This is a genomic window from Salmonella sp. 2020_1459, from assembly GCF_043847915.1.
GTDB classification, from domain to species: Bacteria; Pseudomonadota; Gammaproteobacteria; order Enterobacterales; family Enterobacteriaceae; genus Salmonella; species Salmonella enterica.
Genome location: NZ_JBCMFA010000006.1, coordinates 144,392 through 167,830 on the forward strand (window position 1 = coordinate 144,392; position 23,439 = coordinate 167,830).

22 protein-coding genes are annotated in these 23,439 nt (G+C 46.4%); 18 read left to right on the top strand and 4 right to left on the bottom strand.

Features of this window, described 5'->3' with window-relative positions; translation table 11 throughout:
- Position 1 precedes the first annotated feature (1 nt).
- The 3 genes from kdpB to kdpF are packed head-to-tail and all read right to left on the bottom strand — an operon-like array spanning position 2 to position 3,839.
- Complete coding sequence (gene kdpB, locus ACH0VJ_RS16260; protein ID WP_000088034.1) at positions 2-2,050, bottom strand: potassium-transporting ATPase subunit KdpB; 2,049 nt, start codon at positions 2,048-2,050, stop codon at positions 2-4.
- Positions 2,051-2,070: 20 nt separating this feature from the next.
- Complete coding sequence (kdpA, locus tag ACH0VJ_RS16265) at positions 2,071-3,750, bottom strand: potassium-transporting ATPase subunit KdpA (RefSeq protein ID WP_000730070.1); 1,680 nt, start codon at positions 3,748-3,750, stop codon at positions 2,071-2,073.
- Positions 3,750-3,839, bottom strand: coding sequence for a K(+)-transporting ATPase subunit F (kdpF, locus tag ACH0VJ_RS16270; RefSeq protein ID WP_001670793.1), 90 nt, complete (start codon positions 3,837-3,839; stop codon positions 3,750-3,752). Before kdpF ends, kdpA begins: the two co-directional genes overlap by 1 nt.
- A gap of 336 nt (positions 3,840-4,175) precedes the next feature.
- Here kdpF and ACH0VJ_RS16275 point away from each other — a divergent pair, with 336 nt between their 5' ends.
- Both ACH0VJ_RS16275 and phrB read left to right on the top strand, forming a co-directional pair.
- A complete protein-coding gene (locus tag ACH0VJ_RS16275; protein WP_000401435.1) occupies positions 4,176-4,382 on the top strand; it encodes a YbfA family protein in 207 nt (68 codons plus the stop codon).
- Between the two features lie 111 nt (positions 4,383-4,493).
- Positions 4,494-5,915: a deoxyribodipyrimidine photo-lyase gene (gene phrB / locus ACH0VJ_RS16280; RefSeq protein ID WP_001142035.1), complete on the top strand. Its 1,422-nt coding sequence runs from the start codon at positions 4,494-4,496 to the stop codon at positions 5,913-5,915.
- A gap of 38 nt (positions 5,916-5,953) precedes the next feature.
- Here the strand turns inward: phrB and ACH0VJ_RS16285 are convergent, their stop codons facing one another.
- Positions 5,954-7,435, bottom strand: a complete 1,482-nt coding sequence (locus ACH0VJ_RS16285) for an MFS transporter (protein WP_001041125.1) — start codon at positions 7,433-7,435, stop codon at positions 5,954-5,956.
- 328 nt (positions 7,436-7,763) lie between these two features.
- Here ACH0VJ_RS16285 and ybgI point away from each other — a divergent pair, with 328 nt between their 5' ends.
- The 16 genes from ybgI to ACH0VJ_RS16365 all read left to right on the top strand — a co-directional run bounded on the left by ybgI (position 7,764) and on the right by ACH0VJ_RS16365 (position 23,387).
- Positions 7,764-8,507, top strand: a complete 744-nt coding sequence (gene ybgI, locus ACH0VJ_RS16290; protein ID WP_000798855.1) for a radiation resistance protein YbgI — start codon at positions 7,764-7,766, stop codon at positions 8,505-8,507.
- A gap of 15 nt (positions 8,508-8,522) precedes the next feature.
- The gene (gene pxpB / locus ACH0VJ_RS16295) at positions 8,523-9,179 is read left to right on the top strand and encodes a 5-oxoprolinase subunit PxpB (RefSeq protein ID WP_001188371.1); all 657 of its coding nucleotides are present in this window, start codon (positions 8,523-8,525) and stop codon (positions 9,177-9,179) included.
- Positions 9,173-10,105, top strand: a complete 933-nt coding sequence (gene pxpC / locus ACH0VJ_RS16300; RefSeq protein ID WP_000932043.1) for a 5-oxoprolinase subunit PxpC — start codon at positions 9,173-9,175, stop codon at positions 10,103-10,105. The genes pxpB and pxpC overlap by 7 nt, the downstream gene beginning before the upstream one ends.
- Positions 10,095-10,829: a 5-oxoprolinase subunit PxpA gene (gene pxpA, locus ACH0VJ_RS16305; protein ID WP_001017923.1), complete on the top strand. Its 735-nt coding sequence runs from the start codon at positions 10,095-10,097 to the stop codon at positions 10,827-10,829. The genes pxpC and pxpA overlap by 11 nt, the downstream gene beginning before the upstream one ends.
- Positions 10,830-11,152: 323 nt before the next feature.
- Positions 11,153-11,284: a hypothetical protein gene (locus ACH0VJ_RS16310; RefSeq protein WP_001521652.1), complete on the top strand. Its 132-nt coding sequence runs from the start codon at positions 11,153-11,155 to the stop codon at positions 11,282-11,284.
- Between the two features lie 59 nt (positions 11,285-11,343).
- Positions 11,344-11,910 carry a tyrosine-type DNA invertase gene (locus tag ACH0VJ_RS16315; protein WP_000824704.1) on the top strand — a complete coding sequence of 189 codons (567 nt, stop codon included), beginning with the start codon at positions 11,344-11,346 and terminating at the stop codon, positions 11,908-11,910.
- Between the two features lie 459 nt (positions 11,911-12,369).
- Positions 12,370-12,705, top strand: coding sequence for a hypothetical protein (locus ACH0VJ_RS16320; protein WP_001182680.1), 336 nt, complete (start codon positions 12,370-12,372; stop codon positions 12,703-12,705).
- A gap of 1 nt (position 12,706) precedes the next feature.
- Positions 12,707-13,447 carry a hypothetical protein gene (locus ACH0VJ_RS16325; protein ID WP_001194237.1) on the top strand — a complete coding sequence of 247 codons (741 nt, stop codon included), beginning with the start codon at positions 12,707-12,709 and terminating at the stop codon, positions 13,445-13,447.
- A 285-nt stretch (positions 13,448-13,732) separates the two neighbouring features.
- A complete protein-coding gene (glf, locus tag ACH0VJ_RS16330; protein WP_001537041.1) occupies positions 13,733-14,884 on the top strand; it encodes a UDP-galactopyranose mutase in 1,152 nt (383 codons plus the stop codon).
- Positions 14,881-15,777, top strand: a complete 897-nt coding sequence (locus ACH0VJ_RS16335) for a glycosyltransferase (RefSeq protein WP_000973919.1) — start codon at positions 14,881-14,883, stop codon at positions 15,775-15,777. The genes glf and ACH0VJ_RS16335 overlap by 4 nt, the downstream gene beginning before the upstream one ends.
- Before the next feature lie 12 nt (positions 15,778-15,789).
- Entirely contained in the window at positions 15,790-16,923 is a 1,134-nt protein-coding gene (locus tag ACH0VJ_RS16340) for a glycosyltransferase family 4 protein (RefSeq protein ID WP_000824905.1), read from the top strand.
- 128 nt (positions 16,924-17,051) lie between these two features.
- Positions 17,052-17,822 (top strand): ABC transporter permease, encoded by a 771-nt coding sequence (locus tag ACH0VJ_RS16345; protein WP_000998823.1) that lies wholly within the window; start codon positions 17,052-17,054, stop codon positions 17,820-17,822.
- A gap of 3 nt (positions 17,823-17,825) precedes the next feature.
- On the top strand, positions 17,826-18,536 hold the full coding sequence (locus tag ACH0VJ_RS16350) for an ABC transporter ATP-binding protein (RefSeq protein WP_000702849.1): 711 nt from the start codon (positions 17,826-17,828) through the stop codon (positions 18,534-18,536).
- Positions 18,537-18,629: 93 nt separating this feature from the next.
- Positions 18,630-20,408 (top strand): glycosyltransferase, encoded by a 1,779-nt coding sequence (locus ACH0VJ_RS16355; RefSeq protein ID WP_079833542.1) that lies wholly within the window; start codon positions 18,630-18,632, stop codon positions 20,406-20,408.
- A 192-nt stretch (positions 20,409-20,600) separates the two neighbouring features.
- A complete protein-coding gene (locus ACH0VJ_RS16360; protein WP_001667936.1) occupies positions 20,601-21,434 on the top strand; it encodes a glycosyltransferase family A protein in 834 nt (277 codons plus the stop codon).
- 57 nt (positions 21,435-21,491) lie between these two features.
- Complete coding sequence (locus ACH0VJ_RS16365; RefSeq protein ID WP_077905372.1) at positions 21,492-23,387, top strand: glycosyl transferase; 1,896 nt, start codon at positions 21,492-21,494, stop codon at positions 23,385-23,387.
- The last annotated feature ends 52 nt before the right edge of the window (positions 23,388-23,439 follow it).

Here is a 23,439-nt window from a genome sequence, read left to right on the forward strand (position 1 = left end):
CTCACGCCAGACCCAGCAGGGTCAGCAGCACATCAATCACTTTGATACCAATAAACGGCACCACCAGACCACCCAGACCATAGATCCATAAATTACGGCGCAGCATGGCCGATGCGGAAAGCGGCTTATAACTCACGCCTTTTAATGCCAGCGGGATCAGAAAAATAATAATCAGGGCGTTAAAGATCACCGCGCTCAGAATGGCGGAGTTCGGCGAATGCAGCCCCATCACGTTGAGCGCGTTTAGCTGCGGATAGGTAGCGGCAAACGCGGCGGGAATAATGGCGAAATATTTCGCTACATCATTCGCGATACTGAAGGTGGTGAGCGAGCCGCGCGTCATCAGCATCTGCTTACCGATATGCACCACTTCAATCAACTTGGTCGGGTTAGAGTCCAGATCCACCATATTACCGGCTTCTTTCGCCGCCTGGGTGCCGGAGTTCATCGCCACCGCGACGTCAGCCTGCGCCAGCGCCGGGGCATCGTTAGTGCCGTCGCCGGTCATGGCGACCAGCCGTCCTTCCGCCTGATATTGGCGGATCAGCGCCAGCTTGGCTTCCGGCGTGGCTTCGGCAAGAAAATCGTCCACACCGGCCTCGGCGGCAATCGCTGCCGCCGTCAGGCGGTTATCGCCAGTGATCATCACCGTTTTAATGCCCATCTTTCGTAGCTGGGCGAAACGTTCTTTAATGCCGCCTTTAACGATATCCTTGAGGGCGATAACACCCAGTACGCGCGCGCCTTCCACTACCACCAGCGGCGTCGCGCCCAGACGCGCCACGTTCTCGACGTTTTGCTCGACATCGGCGGGAAAATGGCCGCCATTGCTCTCGACATGACGCCGAATCGCGTCCACCGAGCCTTTACGGATCATCCGGTTATCGATATTAATCCCGCTCATGCGGCTTTGCGCGGTAAACGGAACAAAGGTGGCATGAAGCGACTGCACATCGCGTTCACGCAGGTTAAAGCGCTGTTTGGCGAGGATCACAATGCTGCGGCCTTCCGGCGTTTCGTCGGCCAGCGAAGCGAGCTGCGCGGCGTCAGCCAGCGTGCGTTCGTCCACCCCTCGGGCGGGAATAAAATCGGACGCCTGGCGATTGCCGAGCGTGATAGTGCCGGTTTTATCCAGCAGTAACACGTCGACATCGCCCGCGGCTTCTACGGCGCGGCCGCTGGTGGCGATGACGTTCGCGCCCAACATTCGGCTCATTCCGGCTACGCCAATGGCGGAGAGTAACCCGCCGATGGTAGTGGGGATCAGGCACACCAGCAACGCCACCAACACGGTGACGCTGACCGCGTTACCGCCCCAGGCAGAGAAGGGCCACAGAGTGGCGGTCGCCAGTAAAAAGACAATGGTCAGGGCAATGAGCAAAATCGTCAGGGCAATCTCGTTAGGTGTTTTCCGCCGCTGCGCGCCTTCCACCATCGCGATCATCCGGTCAAGAAAGGTTTCGCCAGGATTGACGCTACAGGCAATCACCAGCCAGTCGGAAAGAATTCGCGTGCCGCCGGTGACAGAGGCGAAATCGCCGCCGGACTCGCGGATCACGGGCGCGGATTCGCCGGTAATCGCACTTTCATCCACCGAGGCGCCGCCTTCGATGACCTCGCCATCGCAGGGAATAATATCGCCCGCTTTGACCAGGACAATGTCGCCTTTCCGCAGTTCAGCGGCGGGCACGTTATCGGCCTGCGCATCATGGCGCGGGGCGCGCAGGCGGCGAGCGAACGCGGTCTTTTTCACCCCTTTCAGACTGTTTGCCTGGGCTTTGCTGCGGCCTTCCGCCAGCGCTTCGGCAAAATTGGCGAACAGTACGGTGAACCATAACCACAGGCTGATCACCCCTGTAAACAAGGCGCTTCCCGCTATTTGTCCTGTTACCATAGCGAGCGTTAACAGAGTGGTTAGCACGCTGCCGGCCCAGACCACAAACATCACCGGGTTACGCCACTGGGCGCGTGGGCTTAATTTTTTTACGGCATCCGTTAGCGCCTGTACGAGTAAAACAGGTTCAAACAGCGCCAGTTGCTTGCGACTCATATCAATGTACTCCACATCGCTCAAGGTAAAGAGAAATGTTCCGCTACCGGGCCAAGCGCCAGGGCAGGAATAAACGTCAGCGCGCCGACCAGCAGTACCGTGCCGATGAGCAGTCCAATAAATAGCGCGCCGTGGGTCGCCAGCGTTCCCTGACTGGCCGGCTGTACTTTTTTACTGACCAGCGATCCGGCGATGGCCATGACAGGAATAATCACGCCGAAACGTCCGACGAACATGCAGAACGCCAGCAAACAGTTCCAGAAAGGCGAGTTAGCGCTCAGACCCGCAAAGGCGCTACCGTTATTGTTGGCGGCAGAGGAGACGGCATATAGCACTTCGCTAAAACCGTGCGGGCCAGGGTTCAGCATTGCGCTGCGTCCGGCATCCGTCATCATCGCCAGCGCCGAACCCAACAAGACCAGCATCGGCGTGACCAGAATCGCCAGCGCGGTCATTTTCATTTCGCGCACGTCGATTTTTTTCCCCAGATATTCCGGCGTGCGACCGATCATCAGCCCCGCGATAAACACCGCCAGCAGGACAAACAGCAACATGCCGTACAGGCCTGAACCGACGCCGCCAAAGACCACTTCGCCAATTTGCATCAGCCACATCGGCACCATACCGCCCAGAGCGGTAAACGAGTCGTGCATGGCATTTACCGCCCCGCAGGACGCCGCGGTCGTGACGACGGCAAACAGGCTGCTGGCCAGCACGCCAAAGCGTGTTTCTTTACCCTCCATGTTGACGCTACTGTCCGCGCCTGCCGCCAACAGATGTGGATTTCCCTGAACTTCCGTCCACATCACTACCGCTACGCAGACCACAAAAATGAATGACATTGCCCACAGTAGCGCGCGTCCCTGACGGCGATCGCCCGCCGCTTCGCCAAAGGCGAAACAGAGCGCGGCTGGAATCAAAAATATCGCCAGCATCTGCGCCAGATTAGTGAGCGCGGTGGGGTTTTCGAACGGATGCGAAGAGTTGGCGTTAAAGAAACCGCCGCCGTTGGTGCCAAGCATTTTGATCGCCTCCTGCGAAGCAACCGGCCCCATCGGCAAGAGTTGTTTAGCGCCTTCAAGGGTGGTGATGGGCTGATAAGCCGACAGGTTTTGCGGTACGCCTTGTTGGATAAAAAACAGCGCGATAATTAACGCGACAGGAAATAATATCCATAGCGTAATGCGTACCAGATCCTGCCAGGCATTACCCAGCGTGTGCACATTCTGGCGCGTAAAGGCGCGGATAAGCGCAAAAACCACCGCAATCCCGGTCGCCGCCGACAGGAAATTTTGCACCGTCAGCCCGGCCATCTGGCTAAAGTAGCTCAGCGTGCTTTCGCCGCTGTAGGCTTGCCAGTTGGTATTGGTGACAAAGCTGACGGCGGTATTCAGCGCCAGATCCCAGGACAGCCCCGGTAGCCGCTGCGGATTTAAGGGCAGCCACTCCTGCCAGAACAGCAGGCAAAACAGGATGCCCAGTCCCAGCAGATTGAGCGTCAGTAGCGCCAGTAAATACTGACGCCAGTTCATTTCGTGGTCGGTAATGCCAAGAGTCCGCCAGAGGATACGCTCAATGCCAGCCACGCCCGGCAACGGAACGGCGGCGATGAGCCTTGCCAGGCCCGAACCCAATGGTTTCGCCAGTACCAATAAAATCAGTAAAAAACTGGCGATCAGTAAAAATCCTTGCGCGGCCATCAGAACGCCTCCGCATTAATCAGGGCATAGACCAGATAACCTAAAAGTAAGAAAACCAGCACGATGCCGGTTATCACGCCTGCACTCACAGAGCACCTCCAGTGGCATTGTTTTACTCCTGAGAAAGGTAATTTTTTGGCTGCAAAGATTTCGCAAAAATTGGCGGGCGGAGTGTAAAAAAAGTATAAAAATGGCAAAGACCATTATTTAACTAATGGTTAGTATTAATTTAACCTTTTTGTAACTAATTTACGCTTTGAATGTAAATCTGCTGGAAAAGCGTGAAAATAAGTGGTCGGATGAGTAGTAAAATTACACCGAAAGCGGTACTATTTTAATCAGGTAACGAGGTTCAATTTTTCGGTGCTATTCACCGATTCAATCTATACCGGGGCGGGTAGCGTCGGTATAAAGGGGGGAAACGTATGGAACACTATAAAGACTATCCGGCGCATGTCATTTTTGCCCGTCGTGCTTTCGCGGTGACCGCAGGCGTGCTGGCGTTGCCGGTGATGCTCTTCTGGAAAGACCGCGCGCGTTTTTATAGTTATCTGCACCGTGTCTGGTCGAAAACCAGTGATAAACCGGTATGGATGGCGCAGGCTGAAAAAGCCACCTGCGACTTTTATTAATCGCGACCAGCCTGAAAAAACCGTCAGCCGCCACGCTGGCGGTTTTTTTATGCGCCAGGGTCTACACTGTTTAACGCTATTCGCCGTGACGTTTTATCTTTCAGGAGTTGTATGCCCACCCATTTAGTCTGGTTCAGGCGCGATCTGCGTTTACAGGATAACCTTGCGCTGGCCGCCGCCTGCCGCGATGCATCCGCGCGGGTGCGGGCGCTTTATATTTCCACCCCCGCGCAGTGGCAGGCCCATGATATGGCGCCGCGGCAGGCGGCATTCATCAGCGCGCAGCTCAATGCGCTACAGACGGCCCTTGCAGAGAAAGGGATTCCGCTGCTGTTTCATGAAGTGGCGGATTTTAACGCCAGTATTGAGACGGTTAAAAACGTTTGCCGGCAGCATGACGTCAGCCATCTGTTTTATAACTATCAGTATGAGTTTAACGAGCGTCAGCGTGATGCGGCGGTGGAAAAAACGCTGCCATCTGTCATCTGCGAAGGCTTTGACGATAGCGTGATTCTTGCGCCCGGCGCGGTGATGACCGGCAATCATGAAATGTATAAAGTTTTTACGCCGTTTAAAAACGCCTGGTTGAAACGGCTAAAAGAGGATATTCCGCCGTGCGTTCCGGCCCCGAAGATCCGGGTGAGCGGCGCGCTTTCTACACCCTTAACGCCAGTCTCGCTTAACTACCCGCAACAGGCGTTTGACGCCGCGCTTTTCCCGGTGGAAGAAAACGCGGTCATCGCGCAGCTACGTCAGTTTTGCGCGCAGGGCGCAGACGGGTATGAGTCACGGCGGGATTTCCCTGCGGTCGACGGCACCAGTCGGCTTTCCGCCAGCCTGGCGACGGGCGGCCTGTCGCCGCGACAGTGCCTGCACCGATTACTGGCGGAGCAGCCGCAGGCGCTGGACGGCGGGCCGGGAAGCGTCTGGTTGAATGAGCTCATCTGGCGGGAATTTTACCGTCATTTAATGACCTGGTATCCGGCATTATGCAAACACCAGCCGTTTATCCGCTGGACAAAACGCGTCGCGTGGCAGGAAAACCCGCACTATTTTCAGGCATGGCAGAAAGGCGAAACCGGTTATCCCATTGTCGATGCGGCGATGCGCCAGCTTAATGCGACGGGCTGGATGCATAACCGTTTACGCATGATTACCGCCAGCTTTCTGGTAAAAGATCTGTTGATTGACTGGCGGTTGGGGGAGCGCTATTTCATGTCGCAGCTTATTGACGGCGATCTTGCCGCCAATAATGGCGGCTGGCAGTGGGCCGCCTCAACCGGTACTGACGCCGCGCCTTATTTTCGTATTTTTAATCCCACGACTCAGGGAGAGAGGTTCGATCGCGACGGCGAATTTATCCGCCAGTGGCTACCGGCATTACGCGATATCCCTGGAAAAGCGATTCACGAGCCGTGGCGGTGGGCGGAAAAAGCGGGAGTCGTGCTTGATTATCCTCGGCCTATTGTGGAGCACAAACAGGCGAGAATCGCAACGCTTTCCGCCTATGAGGCGGCGAGAAAAGGGGCGTGATACAGGCCCGGTAGCGCAAACTACCGGGCATTCTGCTATCAGGATTCGACGGCCAGCGCGCGGCTTTTGAATTTGAAGGACTGATACAGCCAAATCAGCAGGACAACCCCTACGCAAGCTAACGCGCCCCAGGTGATCTGTTCAAAAACATCCACATAGGCGTTGATGGCGTAATTAACCGCGCCGCTGGCGTCGAAGGCGCTTTGCGAGGTCTGGTCAGCGATGACGCCTGCCAGATAGTTAGCTATCGCGCCGGACAGCAGCATATAAATTCCGGTTAATACGCCGGTGACGCCGGGGATATCAATGCGCGTAATTTGCGACATGGCGACCGGGTCGATAAACAGCTCGGCAAAGCCCATCACCGCCAGTCCCAGCACCATTAGCGGCATTGAAGAGTGTCCGTAAGCGGCGGACCAGCGTGCGCTCAGGGTCAGAATACAGAATCCGGTGCTCATCAGACCGAGACCCAGCGCGAATTTGCCCCAGATACGCACGGTGCGATTACCGCTTACGCTCTCTTTAACCAGCCAGGCCAGGACGACCCCACACAGCATCACGGCAAAGGCGTTCACCGACTGGAACATGGCGGTAGGAACGGAATAGCCCAGAATATCGCGGTTCACAAAGCGGTCGATATACAGGCTGATAGAACTGCCGCCCTGCTGGGCAAACGCCCAGAACAGCATACTGAACAGGGTCAGGGTGACAATCAGCCCCAGTTCTTTGCGCTGTTTGGCCGTTTGCGCCTGACGATAAATTTTTGCCAGCACGACCAGGCCGATCGCGGTCGCCACAATTAAGGCATAGACTGACCATTCTTTCCAGAACAGAACGGTAATCAGCAACGGCGCCGCTACCAGCAAAATTAACAGCCAGCCCCAGTTCGGCAGCAGGTAGTTTCTGGCGCACAACACGGCTTTATTAACGCCGGTGGTGTGGGTGAAATGACGATTTCCACACAGGAAGATCACTAACCCCGCAAGCATACCAATGGCAGCGAGCGCAAAGCCCATCGCCCAACTGTACTCCTCTTGCACATAGCCGCAGGCGATAGGCGCCACGATCGAACCAATATTACCCGCTGCGTAAAGCAGCGAGAACCCGCCGTCGCGGCGCGGATCTTCCGGCTGGTACAGTTCGCCCAGCAGGCAGCTAATATTCGATTTAAACAGGCCGTAGCCGCAGACAATGATCGCCAGCGACAGATAAAGGAATGTCGGCGCGATCTCACTGGCGCCCAGCACTAAATGACCTATAGCCATTAAAAATGCGCCCAGCATGACTGCCATTCGGTTGCCAAGCACCTTATCCGCCAGATAGCCGCCAAGAATCGGCGTTACGTAGACCAGCGAACAATAAGCGCTGAATAACTCATAGGCGTGGTTATCGTCGTATTTTAGCTGATTGGTGAGATAAAGAATCAGTAGGGCGCGCATACCATAAAAGCTGAAGTACTCCCAAATTTGCAGGGCGACAACGTAGTAAATAGCGCGGGGTTGAGATGCTTGTTTATTCATCGTATTTCCGGGATAGAGACGCTGCGGCAAGAACGCGGCATTCTCAGATAATGCCTTTCTTTGTGGGCTTATTAAGCCTGCCGTATCGCCGTGTTTCCTTAAAGTTACCAACATGATACAGAACTGATTTTTTCTGCAATATGCGTTCTGATTGCATAAATATACATGAAACCGATCGTGTTTTGCTAAGTAATTTGCGCCAAACCCGGGGGTGATTGTTTCTTGATGTGTCAAACAAATGTTTATCGACGAACGGCTAACGGGAGGCTATGTTAACGGAGGCTGAACCCGTAACGGGAAAGTAGAACGTGGGTTAAAGGGAGCGATGATGAAAAACACCGAGCTGGAACAACTGATTAACGACAAGCTGAACAGTGCGGCAATAAGCGATTATGCGCCGAATGGTTTACAGGTCGAAGGAAAAGAGACGGTACAGAAAATCGTTACCGGCGTGACCGCAAGTCAGGCGCTGCTCGATGAGGCGGTGCGTTTGCAGGCCGATGCGGTCATTGTTCATCATGGTTACTTCTGGAAAGGCGAGTCTCCGGTTATTCGCGGGATGAGACGCCGTCGCTTAAAAACGTTACTGGCAAATGATATTAACCTTTACGGTTGGCATCTGCCGCTGGATGCGCATCCTGAGCTGGGCAACAATGCGCAGTTGGCGGCGCTATTGGGCATTACCGTGAAAGGAGAAATTGAGCCGCTGGTGCCGTGGGGAGAGCTCTCAATGCCGGTGCCGGGGCTGGAACTGGCCTCATGGATTGAAGCGCGTCTGGGGCGTAAACCGCTATGGTGCGGCGATACCGGGCCAGAGAATGTGCAGCGTGTCGCCTGGTGTACCGGCGGCGGGCAAAGTTTTATTGATAGCGCCGCCCGCTTCGGCGTGGATGCTTTTATTACCGGCGAGGTGTCTGAACAGACCATTCATTCCGCGCGCGAACAGGGGCTGCATTTTTATGCCGCCGGGCACCATGCCACTGAACGCGGCGGTATTCGCGCCCTGAGCGAATGGTTGAACGAAAACACGGCGTTGGATGTGACGTTTATTGATATCCCTAACCCGGCATAACTGAGAGGTAATAAAGTGCAGCGAGCGCGTTGTTATCTGTTAGGCGAAACGGCGGTCGTCCTGGAACTTGAACCGCCGATTACGCTGGCGAGCCAGAAACGCATCTGGCGTCTGACGCAGCGTCTGGTCGATATGCCGAACGTGGTGGAAGCCATTCCCGGGATGAACAATATCACCGTGATCTTGCGGGAACCGCAAACCCTGGCGCTGGATGCGATTGAGCGTCTGCAGCGCTGGTGGGAAGAGAGCGAGGCGCTGGAGCCGGACTCGCGTTCGGTTGAGATCCCGGTGATCTATGGCGGCGCAGGCGGGCCGGATCTGGCGGCGGTGGCACGGCACAGCGGTTTGAGTGAAAAGCAGGTCGTGGAGCTACATGCCTCCGTTGAATATGTCGTCTGGTTTTTAGGCTTTCAGCCTGGCTTTCCCTATCTTGGGAATTTACCAGAACCGCTCCATATGCCCAGACGCGCGGAGCCGCGCCTGCAGGTTCCGGCCGGTTCTGTCGGCATCGGCGGCGCGCAGACGGGTATTTATCCATTATCCACGCCGGGCGGCTGGCAGCTGATCGGCCTCACGCCGTTGAAGTTATTCGATCCGATGCGGGAGCCTCCGGTTCTGCTACGCCCTGGCGATAGCGTACGCTTTGTGCCGCAAAAGGAGGGAATATGCTGAATATTATTCGCGCGGGGATTTACACCTCCGTGCAGGATAGCGGGCGTCACGGCTTTCGTCAGTCGGGGCTGAGTCACTGCGGTGCGCTGGATAAACCCGCCTTTCAGACCGCTAATCTCCTGGTCGGGAACGATGCGAATGCCCCGGCGCTGGAAATCACTCTCGGTCAACTGGTTGTCGAATTTGAAAATGAGACCTGGTTCGCTCTTACCGGCGCAGGCTGCGAAGCGCAGTTGGATGATCAACCGGTCTGGACAGGCTGGCGATTGCCGGTAAAAGCGGGTCAACGTCTTACGCTGCATCGACCGCTTCACGGGATGCGTAGCTATCTGGCGGTGGCGGGCGGTATTGCTGTGCCGGAGGTGATGGGATCGTGTAGTACCGATCTGAAGTCCGGTATCGGTGGGCTGGAAGGACGGCTGCTAAAAGATGGCGATCGGTTGGCGACGGGTAAACCATCGCGACAGTTTAGCGGGCCGCAGGGCGTGAAGCAGTTACTGTGGGGGAATCGCATCCGTGCGCTGCCGGGGCCGGAATACCGTGAATTCGATCGCGCCTCGCAAGAAGCGTTCTGGCGTTCGCCATGGCAGCTCAGTCCGCAAAGTAATCGCATGGGCTATCGTTTGCAGGGACAATCGTTAACGCGGACAACGGATCGCGAACTGCTGTCGCACGGTTTGCTGCCCGGTGTCGTGCAGGTGCCTTACAACGGCCAACCTATTGTGCTAATGAATGATGCCCAGACAACTGGCGGCTATCCGCGCATTGCCTGCATCATCGAGGCAGATATGTACCATCTGGCGCAGATCCCGCTAGGACAACCGATCCATTTTGTGCAATGTTCGCTGGAAGAGGCGCTCAACGCGCGCCATGAGCGTCAGCGCTATCTGGAACAGCTTACCTGGCGGCTTCAGCATGAACATTGATTTAAATGCGGATGTGGGCGAAGGTTGCGCCAGCGACAGCGAATTATTAACGCTGGTCTCCTCCGCCAATATCGCCTGTGGTTTTCACGCCGGTGATGCGCAAACCATGCTGACCTGCGTGCGCGAGGCGCTGAAAAACGGCGTGGCGATCGGCGCGCATCCCAGCTTTCCGGATCGGGATAATTTTGGGCGGACGGCGATGGTTTTGCCGCCGGAAACGGTATACGCCCAGACGCTGTACCAAATCGGCGCGCTGGGGGCGATTGTCCAGGCGCAAGGCGGCGTGATGCGCCATGTCAAACCGCACGGTATGCTCTATAACCAGGCGGCGAAAGATCCCCATCTGGCACAGGCGATTGCGAAAGCGGTACACGACTATGATCCGTCACTGATACTGGTTGGACTGGCGGGAAGCGAGCTGATCCGGGCCGGTGAACGCTATCGTCTGGTGACGCGGCAGGAGGTGTTTGCCGATCGCGGCTATCAGGCCGACGGTAGCCTGGTGCCGCGCATGCAACCTGGCGCGCTGATTCACGACGAAGAGCAGGCACTGGCGCAAACGCTGGATATGGTACAAGCCGGGAGAGTGAAAAGCGTTACTGGTGTGTGGACGACTGTTACGGCGCAAACGGTGTGCATTCATGGCGACGGCGAGTATGCGCTTGCATTCGCTCGCAGGTTACGCGCCGCGTTCAATGCGCGTAATATACACGTTATTGCCTGAGAGCCCGACGATTGAAGCTATTATATTACGGCTGCTAAAAATTATCGTGTTCTGTTCTCTTAATGTCAGGAAGAGGGATTTATTCAATACTATATAAATCCCCTTATAATATATTATTTTAAAAATAACCAAGTGATGCTGTAATAGCCAGTATGATGAGCTTATTGCTGTTAGCAGCAGAGTTTTTGAAAATCATTATGATATTGTTAGCTATCGCCATCTAATCAAACCTCCGGGGCGGGTAAACTACCTGACTCTTTATTACCCCTTTCTGATTGATTTACCTCACGATAGCCTCATTTTTAGCATTTATATTCCTCATCATGACGACTTATCAGGAGATTGAAGCCAGATTGATTCGCTGTTTCACTATCACGTCATGGATAGCGTGCCAGATTGCCAGCTATATGGATTTTAAGCTGTTTACGCATAGCAACTTTTTTAGCGAAAATTAAACTCATCTGATCAGTGATTTTTTAGTATATTACTCATTTTGTTATGATGGATTTGTTTTGTGAAAAGAAAATATCTTACGCAAGAAGAGATTGAAAAACTGCTGTCAGCGACCGACAGAATGCCCTTCCCGGAAAGAAACCGCTGCTTAATCCTGATGGCGTTTATTCACGGCTTCCGGGCCAGTGAGCTGCTGGGGCTGCGCTTGTCGGATATTGATCTTGCAGGAAGACAGCTTTATATCCGGCGCCTCAAAAATGGCTTTTCAACGTGTCACCCCCTCCTTCCCGATGAGTATAACGTACTGAAAAGCTGGCTCAGGGCCAGGAAGTATCTTGAGAAAGGGGCTGACGGAGACTGGCTGTTCCTGTCGCTACGACGGCATCCGCTCAGCAGGCAACAATTTTTTTACATACTTCGTGAGGCAGGGCGGTTGGCCGAATTAACGATAGCGCCACATCCTCATATGCTGCGACATGCCTGCGGCTACGCCCTTGCTGATAAAGGGATTGATACACGACTCATACAGGACTATCTGGGGCACAGGAATATCCAGCACACCGTAAGATACACCGCAAGTAACGCCGGGCGTTTTCATGGAATATGGCGAAAAAAACGTCGAGTATAACCGTACGTTCTGATTCAAAAAGTTAAGTCCGCTTCGCGCTTTCATCATCCTCTCAGATTTACCCCTTCCACACAAGAGTCATGCAATCGTAATCTCTTGCTTATTAAGGAGTTATCCATATAACAATAAAAAAACTAAGGGAAAATTCACCTGGTCCAACCAGCACTATGCTGTATCCATTTTTGTCCTGCCTGCACAAAATGTTAATTTTAAGTATTAAAAAAACGTATTAAATAATATTTAATGCTGATTAATTATCATATAAAAGGATTAAATCCTTTATTTTACTTTTTGAATCATATTGTTAAATCACAGAGAAATCTGTTCAGGGAAAGCTGATTTACATAATCAACATATAAATCAATAGATTACTGTGTTTTCTATTTGTCATTTTGTACTCCGCACAGGGCAGAATTACCCTGCGGCAGGAGCATTTACTACCAGGGGGACTGACGGCCTGTGCAGCCGAAAAGCAGAACCGGACAGGGTGTCAGAGTGCTGTGTTTAGATAGGGCCAGACGTCATTTTTCATACAGACATGGAATGGCTCCCGGTCCACGAAAGGGTGCGGACATGTTGTTTCCACAACACGAAGCTGCCGTTGCTGGCGCAGTGCCGGGTCGGCAATGGCCAGAGGAGAACAATCTGATGACGCAAGAATATGCGGAAATATCCACCGGAAGGGGGGGCACCAGTAAGTGCCGGTACAGTATGGGGGCGAAAATATTTTTGCTCCTGCTGGCGGTCTCCACCGTCGCAGCGTTGTTCAGCCTGTATCAGGTTCTGACGTACTGATATGCAGACGTTAACCAGAGTACTGCCGCCTCTCCGGCTGATTATGTTTTGTCAGTCAGGCGAAAATCCTGCGCAGTTTCCGGATACCGGTGGCCTTTGCGTGGAGGACTGCGTTCGTCTCAGGACACCAGAAGGGCTGCTGGATCGGTTGCGTCGGTGGCCCGGCGCGATGGTGATATCCGCCGGACGGCCATCAACCCAGCTTCTGCTGTGGCAACAGGTTTTTCAGCGTTATCCGCGGACAGTGGTTTTTTGCAGCAGTAACGCGTTTTTACCGGTTGACGTCAGCGTGGAAGGTTACTTCCGCCATCTGAGGCTGATTAAACGCGCCATGTCGGTAAGGGTTCTGGCCAGAATGGCTGAGCTTGCCATATGGTCATCACTACAGACATCGCCTTACGAGGAGGAGATGAAAAGCGCGTTGAGCGTGCCGGAGCTGGTGATGGAGATAAACAGCCGCACGCTGGTCAGGTTACTGTCAGAGCGTCTGCCAAAACAGGGACGGCGGGTGCTGGGATTACTGTTGTCAGGCTGTAGCCCGGAAATGACGGCCCGTATGCTGGGAACCGGCGTGAGGCAGGTCTGGCTCGCGGAGCAGACGCTGAAACAACGCTGGGATATCCCGACAGGAGTACCGCTATCTGATGCGGTAAGAATAAGGATACCGGACGTCGGCCCGGACATCAGTCAACAGAGTGGGTTGGTAAAAACTGGGGCCGGTAACGCACCGGATTTATGCTGACAGCATATTTACATCATGCCGCGCGGTATTCAGACCCATAATGTTGCGTTCTGAATGAGTTATCTTCACAAAATAAATATGGCAATCATCGTTGTCCGGAAATACCGCATAACGTGTGACATTAATGAATCTGTAATCAGTGCGAGGGTTTACGCGCTGTGGCGGTAGCGTGGAATTATCTGGATGCGTTGAGTAAATTTCACTTTACCCTTCTGATATAAATGAAAATGGTTCTGGATAAACTATCTAATATTATCTGTGTCTGCGAACAGAGTGACAAAAATAATGCAACGTAAAAAGATACTAATTGTAGGTGCGGGCCTTTCAGGCGCAGTAATAGCACGCCAGTTAGCCGAGCAGGGACATGTAGTCAATATTATTGATCAACGTTCGCATATCGGTGGTAACGCTTATGATGCCCGAGATGAGCACACGGGTATTATGGTGCACGTTTATGGTCCTCATATTTTTCATACTGATAATGAAACTGTATGGAATTATGTAAATAAATACGCTGAGATGATGCCTTATATCAATAAAGTTAAGGCCACAGTAAATGGTCAGGTATTTTCTTTACCTATCAATCTTCATACCATCAATCAATTTTTTGGTGTCGCCTGCTCACCTGATGACGCCAGGAAATTACTGCTTCAAAAATGTGATAGCACCATTCTGGAACCACAAAATTTTGAGCAACAGGCCTTGCGTTTCATTGGCGAAGAGTTATATGAAGCCTTTTTTAAAGGTTATACCATTAAACAATGGGGGCTTCATCCTTCCGCGTTACCCGCTTCTGTATTGAAACGTATCCCTGTTCGCTTTAATTATGATGATAACTATTTCAATCATAAGTTTCAGGGAATACCAAAATTTGGTTATACACAAATGGTCAAGTCCATTGTCGAACACGAAAATATCGCTGTTGAACTATGTCGCTCCTTCACTCAGGAAATGCGGACAGATTATGATCATGTTTTTTTCAGTGGCGCGCTGGATGCCTTTTACTCCTGTCAATATGGCCGACTGGAATATCGTACATTAGACTTTAAAAAAATAATTTGCCAGAGTGATTATCAAGGATGCGCAGTAATGAATTATTGTTCAATAGATACTCCTTATACTCGGATTACTGAGCACAAATATTTTTCTCCGTGGGAGAGACATAAAGCTTCAATATGTTATCAAGAATATAGTCGGGAATGTGAAGCTGGTGATATACCCTACTATCCTGTTCGCAGGGCAGATAAAATGGATTTACTGAATAAATATCTGTCGCGGGCTAAAAAAGAAAAAAATATTACTTTCATTGGTCGTCTTGGCACTTATCGTTATCTCGATATGGACATCACGATAGCTGAAGCATTACAGACGGCGGACGTATACTTAACGTCGCTATATGAACAAAAAGAAATGCCAGCTTTTACAGTTACCGTTTGATGAAGTGTACAGCGCTAATCGTAACTTTTAACCGTCTTGAAAAATTAAAAAAAAGTGTGCGAGAGACTGTTAAGGCGGGTTTTTCCTCTATTGTTATCGTTAATAATGGCTCAAGCGACGGTACAAGGGAATGGCTTTCTTCATTAAGTGAACCTGGCATCACGATACTTAATCTTAAAGATAATCTTGGTGGTGCTGGCGGATTTAAAGTAGGTAGTCAATATATATGCTCATATAGTAATGCCGATTGGGTATTTTTCTATGATGATGATGCTTACCCGGAAATTAATATTTTAAAACATTTCTCGTTATTAGATACCTCAAGATACCGTATATTTGCGTCGCGAGTTCAGGACACCTATGGACGGTCTTGTCGGATGAATTTGCCTTTCATCAGGGTTCCATCTACGGTGTTTGAGACTATTTATTATGTGATACGCCCAGAGCGGTTTTCTCCAGTAAGAACTCAGGTTACTGATGTTCAAACTGTGTCATTCGTTGGTATGATTATTGATCGAAAGGTATTGAATAACCATCTTAACGATATCCATGATGAACTTTTCCTTTATTATGATGATTTTTTCTTTGGTTATAAGCTAGTATTGTCCGGGCAGAAAATTCGTTACTCCCCAGAAATTAAATTTATTCATGATATCTCTATTCATGGAAGGTGTATCTGCCCCGAATGGAAAGTATATTATCTTTGTAGAAATTTGTTGCTGCTGAGAAAACTTTTACCCGTTCCCAGGATATTCAGTGTTCTTTCTATAGTATTACGCCTCTCTAAATATCTCGCCATATTACCATGGCAGCGTAAGAAATTTCGTTATCTATATTTTATCTGGCAGGGAATACTTCATGGACTTAAAGGTATTAGTGGGAAATATCATTAGCAGGACGAAGAGATGAAAAGGTTATGTTATTTTGTAAATTCAGACTGGTACTTTGATTTACATTGGACAGAACGTGCGATAGCGGCAAGGGATGCGGGTTATGAAATTCATATCATAAGTCATTTTATTGGTGAAGAGATTATAAAAAAATTCAAAACGCTTGGTTTTATTTGTCACAATGTGTCTCTTGTTGCTCAGTCATTTAATATGTTTGTTTTTTTTAGAGCATTCCTTAACGCTCGGAAAATTATTAAAGAGATTAATCCTGACTTATTGCATTGTATTACGCTCAAACCTTGCCTGATTGGTGGGGTTAGCGCCAGGAGAAGTAATAGTCCAGTTGTTATCAGCTTTGTCGGACTTGGTCGAATCTTTTTATATAATACCGTGCCAATGAGAATATTGCGTGCGTTAACCGTTTTGGTTTACAAATATATTGCCGGTAATAAGCGTAGCGTTTTTATTTTTGAACATGATAAAGATCGACGAAAAATATCGCGTTTAGTAGGTATTGATTATCATAAAACTATCGTTATCGAAGGTGCTGGAATTAACCCGGATATTTATAAATTCTCTATAGAGAAAAAACATGAGATACCGATAGTCCTTTTTGCAAGCCGAATGTTATGGAGTAAAGGTCTTGGCGATCTCATTGAAGCAAAAAAGATCCTCAGACAAAAAAATATTCATTTTGTTTTAAATGTTGCAGGTATATTGGCCGAGGACGATAAAGATGCTATCCCTTTGGAGCTCATTCATCACTGGCATAATGAAGGACTAATTAACTGGCTGGGACGCTCTTCGAATGTATATGAGCTTATTCAGAAATCGAATATCGTTGCATTACCATCTATTTATCCGGAAGGAGTACCACGGCTTTTATTAGAGGCATCATCTGTAGGACGTGCATGTATTGCTTATGATACCGGCGGATGTGATAGCTTAATTATTCATAACTATAATGGGTTGATCGTGAAAAGTAATTCAGCTCAGGAGTTAGCGGTAGAATTAGAGTATTTGTTAAAAAATCCACAGATTCGCTTAGAGATGGGGGCGAATGGAAGAAAACGTGTAAAGGAATTGTTTTCCAGCATATTAGTCATTAATAAGACATTGCAAATTTATAAAGACACTATTGGTTGCTAACACCATAAAGTGCTTATGAAGTAGGTCAGTGTTTAGATAAATAGTATGTAAATATTATAGAAAATAAATAAGTTATATTTTCATATCGTTAAAGAATAAGTTCTTCAGGTAAAGGTGACACGGAAACAATGAATGATTTGAAAGAAGCTCTGGCCAGGCACCAACTTTGGATTTCGCTAGGTTGGAATGATGTCCTGGGACGATACCGGCGATCGGTGTTAGGGCCTTTTTGGATAACGATTTCGATGGGGGTCACCATATCAGCGATGGGACCTCTTTACGGTTCGCTGTTCAGTTCTGGTTCCGAAAATTTTATCATGCATCTTACTTTAGGTATGATCTTTTGGGCCTTTCTATCAGCAACTATTAATGAGTCATGCGGAATATTTAATGAGTCCGCATCAATTATTAAACAATCTGACCTTCCGCTATATTTATATATATTACGTGTTTTCTATCGGCAGTTTATGATTATGTTGCATAATTTTATCATTATACCTTTCGTGATTTTTTTTACCAATACATCGGTAAATCTTGATATTCTCCTTTTTATACCTGCAATTGTAATAACATCCATCTCATTAATTTCTACAGGTATGATTCTCGCCATTTTTTGCACAAGATATCGTGATATGGGACCGGTTGTTCAAAGTGTGGTAACGTTGTGTTTTTTTATAACTCCCATCATTTGGACATCGGAACAATTACCAAAGGGAAGAAAGGAATTTGTTGATTATAATATTTTTTATTACTTTATGGAGATGCTCAGGAAACCATTAATGGGAACTGTACCAGATGTAACTATATGGTTTTACACAATAATAACCTCTATTATTATGTTGATGGTCTCAACCTTAGTGTTGACTAAATATCGCTCAAGAATCGTATACTGGTTATAATTAATGAAAATCTCTTGCAAAAACGTTGGCGTAATACTCCCTATATTTAACTCCAGCCACCGTTCATTTAAAAAAACTTTTCTACAGGCTGCTTCAGGTGGACGAATTGGCTCATCGAATACCGGGATTATTGAAGTAGAGGCATTAAAAAAAATTGATTTTACGCTTACCGAAGGTAACCGTCTTGCGCTTATCGGACACAATGGTTCGGGCAAAACCACTCTTCTGAGAGTACTTGCAGGGGCCTATAAACCAACTTCAGGGAAGTATGAATGTATCGGTCGAGTCACCAGCCTCATTGATCCCATGATGGGAATGGATGGTGAGCTTACAGGCCTGGAAAATATAAAACTGAGGGGACTATTTCTCGGTCTGTCAAAAAATGAAATAAAAAATATTACAGAAGATGTCATCGAGTTCAGCGAGTTAGGTGATTTTATTAAAATCCCCGTTAGAACGTATTCTAGTGGTATGGTTCTGAGGCTTGGTTTTTCTATTTCTACTGCAATTAATCCTGAAATTTTACTGATGGATGAATGGATGAGCGTGGGTGATAGTGATTTTAAAAGAAAAGCAGAGATGAGATTAAATAGCTTTATCTCTAAAGCGGGCATTATGGTAATGGCCACTCACGATGATGAACTGGCTAAATCTGTATGTAATAAGTTCATCAGGCTTGAGCACGGTGAGATAGTTAGCAAAGGCGGATTTTAATATTCTTATTGCAGTATTTATATCACTACGCGGTGAGTAATTTACTATTTTATAATAGCGTTACCCCAGATAATATAAATTTATAGGTTCGTTATGTATTTTTTACTTCAAAAAGTAATTTTACCAAACATTGATCTATGCACGGAAGAGCAGCTTTATTTCAGAACTCAGGGCGGGAAGTATAACTATACCTCACGTAACTTACTTGTTCCGCGTCATAAGGTTGCATATTTTGATACTTTTTTTAATGCATTCTCAATTAAGAAATGGAAAAAATATACAACCTTAACATCACTTTTTTTGCGGGTTAATATAATTGGTCGCGGAACTATAACTGTAAGGCATAAAGAGAATGGTGTCATTAGAGTATTAAAGCAAATTGATTTTAAATCGTCATGTGATATTAGTGATGAGATTGAAATTGATATATCAAAAATAAATTTTGGATATATCTATGTGGAGTGGCAATCAGACGAAGACTCTGTTTTAAATGGATTTGAATTTCTGACTAAAGATCATGTTAGTAAATCATCTATGGCTTTAGTTATAACAACTTATAATAGAAAAGAAGCTGTTACTAAAACAATCAATAGAATTAATAAAACACTCTTAACCCAGAGCGAATTTAAAGATCGTTTTAAATTGATTGTCGTTAATAATGGCGAGGCGATTAATCACCCGTCAGGAAACGGCATTATGGTTATCAATAATGAAAACCTCGGTGGGTCAGGCGGGTTTATGAGAGGTTTGATAGAGGCAGGGAAAATCAACGATATCAAACATGTCATATTTATGGATGACGACGGCTCATGTGAAATTGAATCGATTTGTCGAACTCATGCTTTTTTACTGATGGCTAAAGACAAAAATACAGTTGTTACTGGCTGTATGCTTTTTGAAGATAACCCGGCAATCATACATGAATCTGGTGCCATATGGCATAGAGATTTTTTACATTACCCGGATAAACATTATCTGGATGCTCGGGAAATAGATTCTTTAGATACTTTTGATAATGAAAGAAAAATAGGCTACGGTGGATGGTGGTTTTTTGCCTTTAATATTAACGCTATTGAATATTACTCATTTCCTTTCTTTGTTCGTGGTGATGACCTGCTATTTGGATATATGCATAAAAAACATAATATTGTCACACTTAATGGTGTGGCTTCGTGGCAAATGGATTTTGAAAGAAAAATATCGGTTCTAAATAGCTATTTGAACTTCAGGACTGTTGCTGTACCTGCATTAATTAGTAAAAGAAAGTTTGCTGCACTACTGTTAAGTGTTTTCTTTGTGCGGGAAGTCTTTCTTGCGAGTTTTTCATGCCGCTATGAACTTGCCAGAGCAATGATTATGTCATATAACGATTGTCTTTCTGGACGGGAGTTTTGGGAAGATAATGTAGATCTTCTGGAGATAAGAAAAAGAATTAATGCAATAACTCATAATGAAAAATTCAATGTAGAAGGTATTGATATTGTTAATGGTTGTGTTGATTACCCATGTTCTGGTAAAGAAAAAGCCATCTACAAATTTTTTAGATGCATAACCCTTAATGGACACTTAATTCCAGCTTTCTTTTTAATTAAAAAACCAATCGTGGTTGATTATCGTCATTATCACCCTACTAAGTTTTCATTCCGGAGAATTACTATCTATCATTTAAATATAGAAAATGGCAAATTATTAAAACTTACCCACTCAAAAATGGAGTTTTTTAAAGTTATTATTAATGGTTTGTTTACGGCAGTCAAAAATTTTTATCGGTTTAAATCTGCAAAAAAAGAGATGAAAAATAGTTTGCCCTATCTTACCTTAAAGCTCTTTTGGTATAAAAAATTCAATAAAAGATCTGAAGATAAATATTAAACATGATGTAAGTGGTGTTGATGAGAATTATACCGATTTTTTAATTATATGACTATGATAATCTTAGGTATGGTTCTGTTGCTACACCTTATCTGGTGTCAGTCTAATAAAATATTATAATCCTTACCCAATGTCAGCATTTATTCATAGGGTGTTAATTTTTATATATACCGTAAAACGCGAAATCAGAATATGGAAAAGAGTCTTTTAGTTATTGTCCGACATAAACCTGGGCGTACTCGTCTATTAATGCGGGCCTTGCAATCCATTAATGACCAGACGTTCAAAAAAATAAATATCATCATTTTCTGCATGGAGGAAGAATTGAAATGTCACAATGTGGATGATTTTTATCTGAAAGAACTGTCAAATATATATAGTGTTATCTACGACGAAAGCTGTATCTTTAATGCTATTAAGATGTCTGAATCTAATTATTTATGCTTTATGGATGATGACGATTCCTGGGCCCCTGAATATGTGTCAAGGCTACTCAGTGTTTTGGCGAATATACAGTCAACGTATTCATCTGTAAATGCAATAGCATGCCATACAAATAAAGTTGCTGAGATTGCGGAAAATAATAGAATAATTATAAATTCAACGCAACCATGGAACCACTATTTAAATGCTGGCCCTGTTAGTTTTGATGTTATTTATTACAGGAATTCTATTCCACTTTCCTCGTGTTTATTCGATAAAAATTCTGTTATCGATATGATTGAAAGTCATAAATTATCCTCTCCTGCATTTTTCTGGCCTTTTTTTATTCATTACCTTGCAGAAAATGATGTTTGGATCTTACCTGAAGCACTGGCATTTTATCATTTCAGAGAAAATGATGACTTTGAATTTGGCAATTATACCGTAATTAACAATGAGTTATTTGATATAGAATGCAAAATTGCAGAAAATAAAATGATGAGAAGTATTGATGACTCATCATTGCTCAATGTGTTACTTTCAAATATTGCTAACAATAGTCTTTTTCATAAAATCTCTTATATTGAAAATAAGATTAAATAAAATATGGATATGAACTTTAAAAAATACAAGACCGTAAGCTTTGATATCTTTGATACATTGGTTAGCCGGAGGGTTTACCGTCCCAGAGATTTGTTTTCATTGATGCAATCAACTTTAGCAACTGAGAACTTTTTTATATCAGCGTGCGAGATTGATATTATTGATAATTTTCCAGAGATAAGAGTTCAGGCGGAAGTAAGTGCCAGAGAGAATAGGGTCAGGCGTTTTGGCGGCGAGCCGGAAGTACTCATATCTGAAATATACGATGAAATTTTAAAAAAGCATCCGCAGCTTTCACCAGCGACAGTAGAAAAGATAATCGATCTGGAAATACAAATGGAGAAGATTGTTTTATATAAAAATTCGCGTGGAAGCTGTTTGTTTGAAAAGGCTATTAGTGATGGTTGCAAAGTTATTTTAATTAGTGATATGTACCTTCCATCAGCAATATTAAAGGAGTTGTTAACATCATGTGGCTATGATATCAGTAACATTCCAGTTTATTCATCTGGTGAAGAGCGGCACTCTAAAAATAGTGGCAAGTTGTTTTCAATAGTCAAGAAAAATGAAAATGTAGATATTGCATCGTGGATGCATGTTGGCGACAATGTTCATGCAGATATTCTGAACGCTAAAAAACTCGGCATAAATACTCTCCATGCTGATTGGTCAGAGTATAATCATGGGATATCTAATCATTGGAAAGCTAAAGATATTATTGGTGAATCTATTTGTAAGACTTTATTACTTAAACAAGTTTCTGCTTTCCATCAAAATGATCCTTTAAACGAGATAGGATTTAAAGTATTTGGTCCGTTATTATTAGGTTATGTATCCTGGTTAGCGAATCAGTTAAAGATTCATAAAATTGATAAAGCGCTTTTTTTAGCACGCGATGCTCACTTAATCTATAAAATTTATAATGAATACTTTTCAGAAGAACATGTAAAATGTGAATATTTATATATATCCCGCGCATCAGCTTATATGGTGGGGATGACTGATTGGCCGATGCACAGGATTTGGCATCTTTTTGGTGGTAAGAATAAGAAAAGTATTAAAAAGATACTTGCTATCGCGGGGTTAGATGCGAGTGAGCATATTTCAGATATACATCATGTTGGTTTTCCTGACGAGGAGTATATTCCTGTTTCAGGAGAGGAACATAAGGTTCACTGGCTTATAAATAAATTATTTCCATATATTTTATTAAAAAATACTCAGCACAGGGAAGTTTACGCTGATTACTTTAAAACGGCCTGTGAAGGTTATAAAAATATAGCACTTATCGATGTAGGATGGATGGGTAATATTCAATCAGTATTTGCTCGTTCTTTAGGTGCGCAATGGGCAGAAAAACAAATACATGGGTTTTATTTGGCAACTTTTGCTGGCGCCAATGATAACCGATCTATTTATAATAAGATGTTTGGTTGGCTAACCAACTATGGCCATCCCAACGATAAGTGTGATCTTTTCTTATCAGGAGGGGTGGAAATAATGGAGTTCGCTATGGCTGACAATACTGGGTCAACAATTGGCTATAAAAAAACGGATAATGGAATAATTCCTGTACGTGAAGATAGCAGTGGTTCTGAAATTGAGTATTTAAAAAAAGCAGCAAGATTGCAATCAGGGATTATTTCTTTTTTTGAGTACGTCAAACCGCTCATACAAAAAGGAAATTATGCAGCACTTAGTAGTGTTGTATTGTCAGAACCTTTTTTTGAATTGATAGCCAGACCCTCAAGCGCTCAACTGGACGCCTTATCTTCCCTCACACATTCAGAGTCCGCGGGATCTAACGCAGAAAGAATCGTGCTAGCCAAGAAACTACCTTTAAAGGATAAACTTTTTCCCGGAGAAAATTATATCAAAGAGTTGAATGCCAGTTATTGGAAAGAAGGCTTTAAAAGGATCAACAGAAAAAAATTTTGGGCAAAATATAGCTAAGCGTCATTTAATTCCGGTAGGCAGACAATCATTATTGGGCGCTCGCCCGACA

Bases quoted from the DNA above. Each gene is read 5' to 3' on its own strand.
- kdpB (WP_000088034.1), bottom strand. From the start codon at position 2,050: ATGAGTCGCAAGCAACTGGCGCTGTTTGAACCTGTTTTACTCGTACAG.
- kdpA (WP_000730070.1), bottom strand. From the start codon at position 3,750: ATGGCCGCGCAAGGATTTTTACTGATCGCCAGTTTTTTACTGATTTTA.
- ACH0VJ_RS16275 (WP_000401435.1), top strand. From the start codon at position 4,176: ATGGAACACTATAAAGACTATCCGGCGCATGTCATTTTTGCCCGTCGT.
- phrB (WP_001142035.1), top strand. From the start codon at position 4,494: ATGCCCACCCATTTAGTCTGGTTCAGGCGCGATCTGCGTTTACAGGAT.
- ACH0VJ_RS16285 (WP_001041125.1), bottom strand. From the start codon at position 7,435: ATGAATAAACAAGCATCTCAACCCCGCGCTATTTACTACGTTGTCGCC.
- ybgI (WP_000798855.1), top strand. From the start codon at position 7,764: ATGAAAAACACCGAGCTGGAACAACTGATTAACGACAAGCTGAACAGT.
- pxpC (WP_000932043.1), top strand. From the start codon at position 9,173: ATGCTGAATATTATTCGCGCGGGGATTTACACCTCCGTGCAGGATAGC.
- pxpA (WP_001017923.1), top strand. From the start codon at position 10,095: ATGAACATTGATTTAAATGCGGATGTGGGCGAAGGTTGCGCCAGCGAC.
- ACH0VJ_RS16310 (WP_001521652.1), top strand. From the start codon at position 11,153: ATGACGACTTATCAGGAGATTGAAGCCAGATTGATTCGCTGTTTCACT.
- ACH0VJ_RS16325 (WP_001194237.1), top strand. From the start codon at position 12,707: ATGCAGACGTTAACCAGAGTACTGCCGCCTCTCCGGCTGATTATGTTT.
- glf (WP_001537041.1), top strand. From the start codon at position 13,733: ATGCAACGTAAAAAGATACTAATTGTAGGTGCGGGCCTTTCAGGCGCA.
- ACH0VJ_RS16340 (WP_000824905.1), top strand. From the start codon at position 15,790: ATGAAAAGGTTATGTTATTTTGTAAATTCAGACTGGTACTTTGATTTA.
- ACH0VJ_RS16345 (WP_000998823.1), top strand. From the start codon at position 17,052: ATGAATGATTTGAAAGAAGCTCTGGCCAGGCACCAACTTTGGATTTCG.
- ACH0VJ_RS16350 (WP_000702849.1), top strand. From the start codon at position 17,826: ATGAAAATCTCTTGCAAAAACGTTGGCGTAATACTCCCTATATTTAAC.
- ACH0VJ_RS16355 (WP_079833542.1), top strand. From the start codon at position 18,630: ATGTATTTTTTACTTCAAAAAGTAATTTTACCAAACATTGATCTATGC.
- ACH0VJ_RS16360 (WP_001667936.1), top strand. From the start codon at position 20,601: ATGGAAAAGAGTCTTTTAGTTATTGTCCGACATAAACCTGGGCGTACT.